This is a genomic window from Polynucleobacter sp. AP-Reno-20A-A9, assembly GCF_018882085.1.
GTDB lineage: Bacteria > Pseudomonadota > Gammaproteobacteria > Burkholderiales > Burkholderiaceae > Polynucleobacter.
In genome coordinates, this window is the sequence record NZ_JACVPB010000012.1 from 48,163 (window position 1) to 57,426 (window position 9,264).

Annotated in this window: 8 protein-coding genes and 1 tRNA gene; 4 read left to right on the top strand and 5 right to left on the bottom strand. The window is 44.9% G+C overall.

Annotation, left to right across the window (positions count from 1 at the left end; genetic code table 11):
• Together ICN39_RS09595 and ICN39_RS09600 are read left to right on the top strand one after the other, a co-directional pair.
• Positions 1-3,278 (top strand): S-layer family protein (locus ICN39_RS09595; protein WP_216233814.1); only part of this gene is annotated, 3,278 nt, incomplete at its 5' end.
• A gap of 25 nt (positions 3,279-3,303) precedes the next feature.
• Positions 3,304-3,849 (top strand): hypothetical protein, encoded by a 546-nt coding sequence (locus ICN39_RS09600; RefSeq protein ID WP_216233815.1) that lies wholly within the window; start codon positions 3,304-3,306, stop codon positions 3,847-3,849.
• 84 nt (positions 3,850-3,933) lie between these two features.
• Here the strand turns inward: ICN39_RS09600 and ICN39_RS09605 are convergent, their stop codons facing one another.
• The 4 genes from ICN39_RS09605 to pgi all read right to left on the bottom strand — a co-directional run bounded on the left by ICN39_RS09605 (position 3,934) and on the right by pgi (position 7,422).
• Positions 3,934-4,164: a CcdB family protein gene (locus ICN39_RS09605; RefSeq protein ID WP_216233816.1), complete on the bottom strand. Its 231-nt coding sequence runs from the start codon at positions 4,162-4,164 to the stop codon at positions 3,934-3,936.
• Positions 4,164-4,433, bottom strand: coding sequence for a type II toxin-antitoxin system CcdA family antitoxin (locus ICN39_RS09610; protein WP_216233817.1), 270 nt, complete (start codon positions 4,431-4,433; stop codon positions 4,164-4,166). The genes ICN39_RS09605 and ICN39_RS09610 overlap by 1 nt, the downstream gene beginning before the upstream one ends.
• Before the next feature lie 69 nt (positions 4,434-4,502).
• The gene (locus ICN39_RS09615) at positions 4,503-5,888 is read right to left on the bottom strand and encodes a phosphomannomutase/phosphoglucomutase (RefSeq protein WP_216233818.1); all 1,386 of its coding nucleotides are present in this window, start codon (positions 5,886-5,888) and stop codon (positions 4,503-4,505) included.
• Between the two features lie 43 nt (positions 5,889-5,931).
• The gene (gene pgi, locus ICN39_RS09620) at positions 5,932-7,422 is read right to left on the bottom strand and encodes a glucose-6-phosphate isomerase (protein WP_216233819.1); all 1,491 of its coding nucleotides are present in this window, start codon (positions 7,420-7,422) and stop codon (positions 5,932-5,934) included.
• 100 nt (positions 7,423-7,522) lie between these two features.
• Here pgi and ICN39_RS09625 point away from each other — a divergent pair, with 100 nt between their 5' ends.
• Both ICN39_RS09625 and ICN39_RS09630 read left to right on the top strand, forming a co-directional pair.
• Positions 7,523-8,659 (top strand): NAD(P)/FAD-dependent oxidoreductase, encoded by a 1,137-nt coding sequence (locus ICN39_RS09625; protein WP_216233820.1) that lies wholly within the window; start codon positions 7,523-7,525, stop codon positions 8,657-8,659.
• Positions 8,660-8,692: 33 nt separating this feature from the next.
• Positions 8,693-8,782 (top strand) — tRNA-Ser (locus tag ICN39_RS09630).
• Positions 8,783-8,846: 64 nt separating this feature from the next.
• Here ICN39_RS09630 and ICN39_RS09635 read toward each other — a convergent pair.
• Positions 8,847-9,119, bottom strand: a complete 273-nt coding sequence (locus tag ICN39_RS09635) for a hypothetical protein (protein ID WP_216233821.1) — start codon at positions 9,117-9,119, stop codon at positions 8,847-8,849.
• Positions 9,120-9,264: the final 145 nt, after the last annotated feature.

A 9,264-nucleotide genomic window follows, 5' to 3' on the forward strand; every position in this document is an offset into this window, starting at 1 on the left:
GAGTGACTGGCAGCGGCGTTGCTAGCACTGCAGCAACTGAAAGTACCGGAGCAGGTACTGCAACGATTACTGCTGCAATCGGTACCTTAAGTGCCAATAACTATGACTTCACCACCTTTACGCCGGGTGCATTAACTATTAATAAAGCTAATTACACCAGCATTACAGGCACTAAAGTCTACGACGCTATTAATGGGGTCATCACCAATGCAACCTTAAGTGGCGTTAATGGTGAGACCTTTACTGTTACTGCAACTGCTAATAGTAAGAATGTAGTTGATGCAAGTTACTTCACATCTATTGGCACAAGTTTAGTCGGTAATTTGAATTACAACAGTGCTAGCGCTCTAAGTGGTATTAATACGGCAAGTATTAGCAAAGCTAATCTCTCAATTTCCGCCGTAGAGAGTCTTACTGGTAATACCTATAAAGGAAGTGCTTATATTGGCAGCTACTCAATTGCTGCCTTAGGAAATGATGCTCAAAATATTACAGTCGTAGGTATGGCAACTGGAATTAATGTAGGAACCTATGCCTCGAATTTAGTAGCAGGCGGGGCAGTTCTATCAAATTACAATCCACCGGTATTTACTAATGCAAGTTTAGTTATCTCACCTGCACCATTGGGTATTGAGTTGACTGGTACTTATTCGGGAACAAAAAATATTACGCCAAGCACTTTCACGATCACTGGATTGATGGTGGGGGATACGGTTAAATCAATTGCGAGCGCTAATCTAGTGGATGCTAATGTAGCTTATGGAAATAACTACGTAACATCTATTACTGGCGTGTTAGGAACTGCGGTGATGAGTAACTACTACATCACAACAAGTTACAGCTCGACCCCTAATACCACCACTACCAATACAGCAACTATTACACCAGCAAATTTAATCATTACCGCAGCAACGGATGCCAAATTTGTTACCCAGTCAGATGTCATTGGATCGGAAAATAATTGTGGTCTGAGAGTTTCATGTGCCGGCGGTTATATGGGCGTTACTTATAACGGCTTTGTAAATGGCGAAAATGAAAGTAAAAGGGGCGTAATGAGCGGTACCCTTTCTATTGTCCGCAACAATTTTGGTACAGATGCTGCGAATGTCTACCCCGGTGTTTTAGAGGCTAGCGGATTAAGCGCACCTAATTACAACATCACCTATGTAAAAGGTGACTACATTATTGCGCCTGCCAAAACCTTGTTAGTGCGAGTAACACCAAATTCACGAGATTATGGATCTGATCCCTTTTATGCTGCAAATGGTACTGAAGCGCTTAATGCAAATGTTCCTAAGGCGCAATTTATAAAAGCGCAATATTTGGATGGGGATGGTAGAACAATTGTTGATTTGGTCCCAACCATCAACGGCTCTACTATCAGTATTGTAGATACCGCTAGTGGAGCAGCTAATTTCACGCTCTTATTGGTTGGCGCAACTACCAGCACCTCGGGCAATATCAATGTCGGTGGTTATAACCTCGCAGCCACCAACTCCACGGTGACAGGCAACAACTTTAATTCTCTGACGGTTGTTGGATCTAGTGGCATTACTCCATACACCCTAAGTCCTACTCAATTAGGTATCTCGGGTGTAAGCAAGGTATATGACGGCAATATCAATATTGGGGGCTTAGTACTCAATATTGATCCAACCCTATCTACCGTATTAGGATCAGGTGCAAGCAAGGATAAAGTGACCATTATTGGCTCAGGTACGTTTGATAATCGCAATGTAGGAGTGCAAAAAGCCGTAGATATCAGCCTTACTTTAGCTGGTAACGATGGTGGTAACTATGTTTTAGATTCAAATACCTTTGGCGCAAACATCGGCACCATTACCCAGCTCAATTCTGTAAGTTATGTTGGTGGCATAGGTGGCAAATGGTCAACTCAGTCTAACTGGGCAGGCGGGGCGATCCCAGCTCTCAATAACGTAGCCAATGTCTATATTCCGGCTGGCAGTTCTGTCGTGTATGACGTAGCGGCAGTTGGCACTATGGGTGGCAACATCATCAATAACGGTACTTTAACTATTAATGAATCTACCAGTACAACAATCGCCAATACTTTAAGTGGTAGCGGCACCTATGCTCAAACTGGTAACGGAGCACTAACTCTCTCAGGCAACAATAACCAGGTAAATCCCGGCCCACTAACAGGTCAAATTTCTGTGGCAAGTGGCAAGACCCTGATCTTGGCAAATGCATATGCTTTGGGTAATGGCTCGATTTTGTCCGATAGCGGTAGGGTGGGTCTGGGTATAGACACTACACTGAGGTCATTGACGATCAATGGCCCGGTGACTTTAATTACCGATATCAAAACATTGGGTGATCAGCAGTATGGCGGCGCCGTTACTTTCAGCTCAGGGTCGGTCCTTTCTCCTATGTTGATGAGTAGCCAAAATGGCAATATTTCATTCTTGAGCACAGTAAATTCAGATGCGGCTAATCGTTCATTAACGCTCAATGCTCTTGCTGGTAAGGTAACTCTGACAGATAACGCTGGTTATCTATCGTCATCAAGATTGTCTAAAGGACCATCCATCACCGATCTTCTGATTAACGCTAAAGACGTACTCTTAAAAGCAGATGTCTATACCCTAAGCACCCAGACTTATAACGGTGCAGTAGTGATTTCAGATAACGGCTCCAATGGGCTTACTCGCTCATTCTTGTCACAAGACCCTAGTATTACTTTCTTGGGAACGATTGACGACTCCCTTAACGTGACTCATACACTTGATCTAAAGGCGGTATCCTTCTCGGCAGATCAAGTCCCCGCAATCACCTTTAGAGGCGCGATTGGATCAATTGTTCCATTAGGTGGTTTGGTGGTGACTATGGAAACCCATCTAGATCCAGCCTTGCCACCAACCCCAGCTGGAACAATCACTATTGGTGGTGGCATTACGACTATTGGTCCAATAACCTTCACTGGCGGAGGCATCTTCTTTGACCCACCTCCAGGGGCTGGCCCAATCATTTTGAGCTCAAAAAATGGCCCGATTGAGTTTTTTGACCCTAATGGACTCAGCAATGCCTTGAGTGGATACACTCATATTACTGGCGGAGCTCCGCAAGCTATAAGCCCGCAAAATAACCTACGCCCAGTAGTGCAGAACATTGTTACTGGTTATCTACCGCCACTAGATCCAGACAGTGAGCTATTCCGCTCGAATCGCTATGGCGAAGGTTCAAAAGTCTCTGTAGGCGAGCCAAGCACTATTGTTCCTTGTGAAGCTGAGCTGACCGAGGAGTGTGTAAAGGGTTGAGATTAATTTCAGCTACTATTTAGTCATGACGATTAAACAATTTAATGCTACCTATTTAGCGAACGACGATCGCTTACTCTTTCGCTTTAATACCAGTGAAGACACTGAGTTTCGCTTCTGGTTTACGCGTCGCATTACTTTATTTATTCTCGCTGCAACTTCCCATCTATTGGTTAAGAATCTAGAGCAATCCCATACTCCAGAAGCGGCAAAAGCCATTGCCCAATTTGGTGAAGAAGCTATAAAAAAGGAGCGGGAGCAGAGAGAGGCAGTCAAACCCGAGACTTATCAACCTGCAAGTTCTTATCCTTTAGGCGCTGATCCTGTGCTGGTGATGGATGTTAAATGCGCTTTTGAAAAGCAAGAGGGCGAAGACATGTTGTCGTTGGATCTTGTGCTTCCAGGTGGCGCCAATATCAATCTCAAGATGGCTGGACTTACCTTGCAAGCAATGTGTTTATTGCTCAATCAATTGCGTGAACATGCCGCTTGGGGTGAGGTTCCCCAAGTTCAAGATGTTTCTGTTGGAGCTGGGGATACTCATGCTCCTGGCAAGCCGCTCGTTCACTAGAACCCGTGGAATAACCTATCAATAGCAGACATAACAATGTGTTGTTGATCTCTTAAATTCCCAATTTCTTTTTTAAGATGTTTTTTAGGTATTACTGCCCATTCTGGGTGTATCAAGAACAAATTCTTTACCTTGTATTGCCAGCCTTGGCATTAAATCCTGTGAGCTGCTTAGGTTCTGATATCGATTAATGTTCCGAAGCGGAATGACGACACGGGTGTTTAGTCCGCTCAAAAGATCTGTTTGTACGTCAAGAATATAAGGGGTTGTTTTAGTGTGTTCATCGCTATTTTGATAAACGCTAAATCTGGCCATCAGAAAGCTCTCCACTTATCAAGTGGAAGTCCTTCTTCTTCTTCTTCAGTGATCTGATTGTATTCACTGATAAATTTTGCATTCTCTAATTTCCAAAGCCGCTCTTTTTCTTGCCTCACAAGAGATTCTAAAAAAGCATCGCAAGCCTTAGGAATATTGATCCCCAACTTTTTTGCCTCAGCCAACACTTCAGTGCTGAGCATAAGATTGGTAGCCTTTTTTAGACCTTTTTCTTTTATGTTGCTGCGTAAAGTGTCATGATTGAACATAGCACTATTATGGGGTAATTTATACGCAGTCAATACGCGCATAAATTATGTGGGTATTGCAATTAGAGGCTAAAACGGCAGCTTTGCACCCGGCTTGGCTGCCAATAGTACAGCCTTAAACTCCGCCTGAATTCGGGCAATTGCTTCTTCACTATCAGCCTCAAAGCGCATCACGACCACTGGTGTTGTGTTTGAAGGTCTAGCCAGACCAAAGCCATCGGCATATTCCACGCGTACACCGTCAATCGTGTTGATAGATTCAGAAGTGGGGAACTTGGCATTCGCTTTAATGGTTTCTAGCAAAGCAAATGGCTCACCTTCAGCACAAGCAAGTTGCAGTTCAGGCGTGCAAATGGCATTTGGTAAATCATTGAGTGTCTGGCTGGAATCTTTCTCTTTAGAGAGGATTTCCAATAAACGTGCGCCTGTGTATAAGCCATCATCAAAACCAAACCAACGGTCTTTAAAGAAGATATGGCCAGACATTTCGCCAGCTAATGGGGCACCAGTTTCCTTGAGTTTGGCTTTCACCAAAGAGTGGCCTGTTTTCCACATTAAGGGCTCGCCACCATGTTGCTTCACATAGGTTGCTAGGTTACGAGTGCATTTGACGTCATAAATAATCTGGCCACCAGGATTGCGTGAGAGTACATCTTTCGCAAAGAGCATCATTTGACGGTCAGGGAAGATCACCTGACCATCTTTAGTAACTACGCCCAAACGATCGGCATCACCATCAAAAGCCAGGCCTAATTCATTGTCGGTAGTTTGCAAGTTCTTAATGAGATCTTGTAAGTTCTCAATATGCGCAGGATCTGGATGATGGTTCGGAAAATGACCGTCTACTTCGCAGAAGAGTTCTTGCACTTCACAGCCGAGGGCTCTAAAGAGTTTGCCTGCAAAAGCGCCACCAACACCATTACCGCAATCCACCACTATCTTCATGGGACGAGCTAACTTAACATCACTCACAATGCGCTCTAAGTACATTGGGAAGATATCAAAGGTACTTCTGGATCCTTGACCTGTAGCAAACCGCTTGGCTTCAATACGCTTGCGCAGCGCCTGAATTTGATCGCCATAGATTGCCGCGCCACCCAGAACCATCTTGAAGCCGTTGTAATTCGGTGGGTTATGGCTACCGGTAATCATGATGCCGGATTTGGGTTTCTTGCCATTGATCACCTGGTTGGCTCCAAAGTACACCATTGGTGTGGCAACCATCCCTAGATCAATCACATTAATGCCGGTAGATAGCAAGCCTTGAGTCAATGCTTCAATGAGGCCAGGGCCTGATAAACGACCATCGCGACCAATCACAATTTCTGTTTCACCAAGTTCACGCATCTCCGTACCAAATGCTTGGCCAATGAGTTTGGCAATCGATGGATCTAAAGTCTCATCAATAATGCCGCGAATGTCATAAGCTTTGAAAATGGAAGGAGAGAGTTGCATGAGTCTTCTTTCGATATCTAGACTGAAGCTAGAACTAATAAAACTATTGATTAAATAAGTTAATACGAGCGGCCGTCACTTCATCAATGCCAGTATCCGCTTGAACAGTGCCACCATTCTTTAAGGCAGCCTCAATCGGCTTAGCCAGTACTTTGCCAAGCTCTACACCGGGTTGATCAAAGCTATTAATGTTCCATAGGGCGCCTAATGCAGCTGTACGATTCTCATACAGAGCCAGTAAGGCACCTAGATAGAAGGCATTGAGTTTAGGCAGAATGAGTAAGTTGCTAGGGCGTTTACCTGGATAGGTATTGTTTGGGTTATCCGTCTTTTTGCCATTAGCCAGTGCTTGAGCCTGCGCCAAGCAGTTCGACAACAGAATGCGGTGATGCGCCTTAGCCTCAGGCAAATTACTCATCGGCTCTCGTACCGCAATGAAATCAATCGGAATAATTTCTGTACCTTGATGTAATAGCTGGAAGTAGGAATGCTGCGCATTACTACCAGAGCTACCAAAGACTACTGGGCATGAGAACTTGACTGGCTTACCATCACGATCTACGCTCTTACCATTACTTTCCATATCCAGCTGTTGCAACCATTTCGGAAACCAATCCAATGCATCTGCATACGGAATGACTGCATACGACTTGATGTTATGTTTCTGTTGCTGGTAAAGCAGGCTCAGCGCCATGATCACCGGCAGATTTTCTTCTAAGGGAGTGGACTTAAAGTGCTGATCCATCGCCTGTGCACCAGCCAAGAATTGCTTGAAGGTATCAAAGCCGAACTGCAAAGCAATCGGTAATCCAACTGCAGACCAAACAGAGTAACGACCGCCTACCCAATCCCAAAATGGATAGATATGGTCTTGGTCAACGCCAAACGCTTCTGCAGCAGGAACGTTGGCTGTTACAGCAAAAAGTGATTTGCTTACTTGAGTATCAGTAAGGCCGTTATTTTTAAGCCACTTCACCACTGCTTTGGCGTTCATGGTGGTCTCAAGTGTTGTGAAGGACTTGGAAACAATAATGACCTTGGTGCTATGGGGTAAAGCGCGTTGCAGAATGCGATTGAGTTCTGCAGTATCAATATTAGCCAGGAAATGCATGCGCATGCCACGACTCTCAATGTCGGGAACATGTGCTAACGCCTCAATCGCTAAACGGGGGCCAAAATCAGATCCGCCAATACCAATATGAATCACATCAGTAACGCCGACCCATTTATTGCATAGAGCTTCAATACGATGCCAAACTTGCGCGACTTCAGGCATGACATCTTTGTCATTAATAAGTACTGGGGTTTTGTCCAGATTGCGGAGAGCGGAATGCAGTGCAGGGCGGTTTTCAGAGTTATTGACTGGCTTGCCGGCGAATAGATCGGCAATAAACTGCTCTAAATGAGCATCCTTGGCTTGCTTAAAGAGGGATTTCCAGCTGGCAGCATCAATGCCTTGATAAGCGCTATCTAAAACGATATCTTGGGCGCTCAATACGGATTTTGGGTGATCTGCAGCTGGTTTTGAAGACATCTATAGATTTTATCAAGAAGTACCCCAAAACCCACTAAAACACTGAAAATGTTACGATTTCGGGATGCAAATAACAAAAATTCAAGGCTTGGGCAGATAAATGGATCAAGTCGACTGTGTCGTCATCGGTGCCGGGGTAGTAGGACTGGCCGTTGCGAGAGAAATGGCCCTGCAGGGTCGAGAAACGATTTTGCTAGAGCGAGAGTCTTCTTTTGGCACCATCAGCAGCGCTCGCAACAGTGAAGTCATTCACGCTGGCATCTATTACCCCAAGGATTCACTCAAAGCCAAACTCTGTGTCGAGGGCAATCGCATGCTGTACGAGTACTGCCGGAGCCATCAAGTAGCAACTCAACCCTATGGCAAGCTTATCGTTGCCACTGACCCAAACCAAATTGATGATCTGCAGGCGCTTTTATATAAAGCTCAGAACAATGGCGTTCCTGAGGTCAAGATGATTACCGGTGAAGAAGCTAAGCAGTTAGAGTCACAGCTTAATTGTGTAGCAGCCATTCTGTCATCAAGTACGGGCATTGTGGATAGCCATGGCTATATGCTTTCTCTCTTGGGCGGCTTCGAGGATGGGGGTGGCATGATAGCTTATCAATCGCCGCTGATCAGCGCAAAACCTATTGGTGAAAATGCTAAAGATGGATTTGAATTAGAAATTGGTGGCGCGGATGGAATGAACATTCAAACAAAACTACTCATTAATTGTGCGGGCATGAGTGCTCCAGCTGTGGCGCAAAAGATTCAATTATTAAGCAAAGACCAAATTCCGAAAGCCTATTTTGCTAAAGGCAATTATTTTTCCCTTTCGGGAAAATCACCATTCAATCATTTGATTTATCCCATCCCTGAACCTGGTGGTTTAGGAGTGCACCTCACTTTAGATATGGGTGGGCAAGCCAAATTTGGTCCTGACGTGGAATGGCTTGAAATCGACAAGGAAAATCAAATTGATTACACCGTCAATCCCACGCGAGGCGAGGGCTTCTATGAGGCTGTAAGGCGTTATTGGCCTGGGCTTAAAGACTGTGCCTTACAGCCAGATTATTCAGGGGTGAGGGCAAAGATCGTCCCGCCAAATGCCCCGGCAGGCGACTTTTGCTTCAATACTCCCAAAGACCACGGGTTAGAGGGTCTCTTTAATCTATATGGCTTTGAGTCCCCTGGATTAACCTCCAGCCTAGCTATTGCCAAGCATTTAGAGCGGCAAATCAAAAGTTCTTTATAATCTGGGGCTTGAGTCAAACAGATTCAAGCAAAAGGAAGAGTGGCAGAGCGGTTGAATGCACCAGTCTTGAAAACTGGCGAGGATGAAAGTCCTCCGTGAGTTCGAATCTCACCTCTTCCGCCAGATACATATATAAAATAAGCCTTAAATGGCTTTTTTTATTCCTACATACCTAAAAACATACCTATCAATCTTCAAATCTCTCACGAGTGAGGGGTAAGTTAATTAACTTATCTTTTGGTGCTAAGGAGGTAGCTCTGCGGTGACGTTCCTCATCCTCGATGGATGCCTCAAAATCTCTGCTGCGTTGCAACTCTAGATCCTTGGCTTCGGCTAGCTTCGAGGCAGGGATGACAGTACCGTCCTTTATGAGACGTTCTAGCTGAAATTCTTTAAAGGTCTGGGTCTTCACCTTGCCAGCGAATTCAACATCCCCAAGACCACGCTTTTCTTTGCTCATAGACCTATATTAAACAACGGTAATCCCCCCACAGGTTAACTGATCTCAGAGGTAGAATTTTCTCAATAAGAGGAGTTCTACATGAAGCGTTCTAAATTTACCGACAGCCAGATCATGGATGCCCTAAAGCGGGTTGATGCTGGCT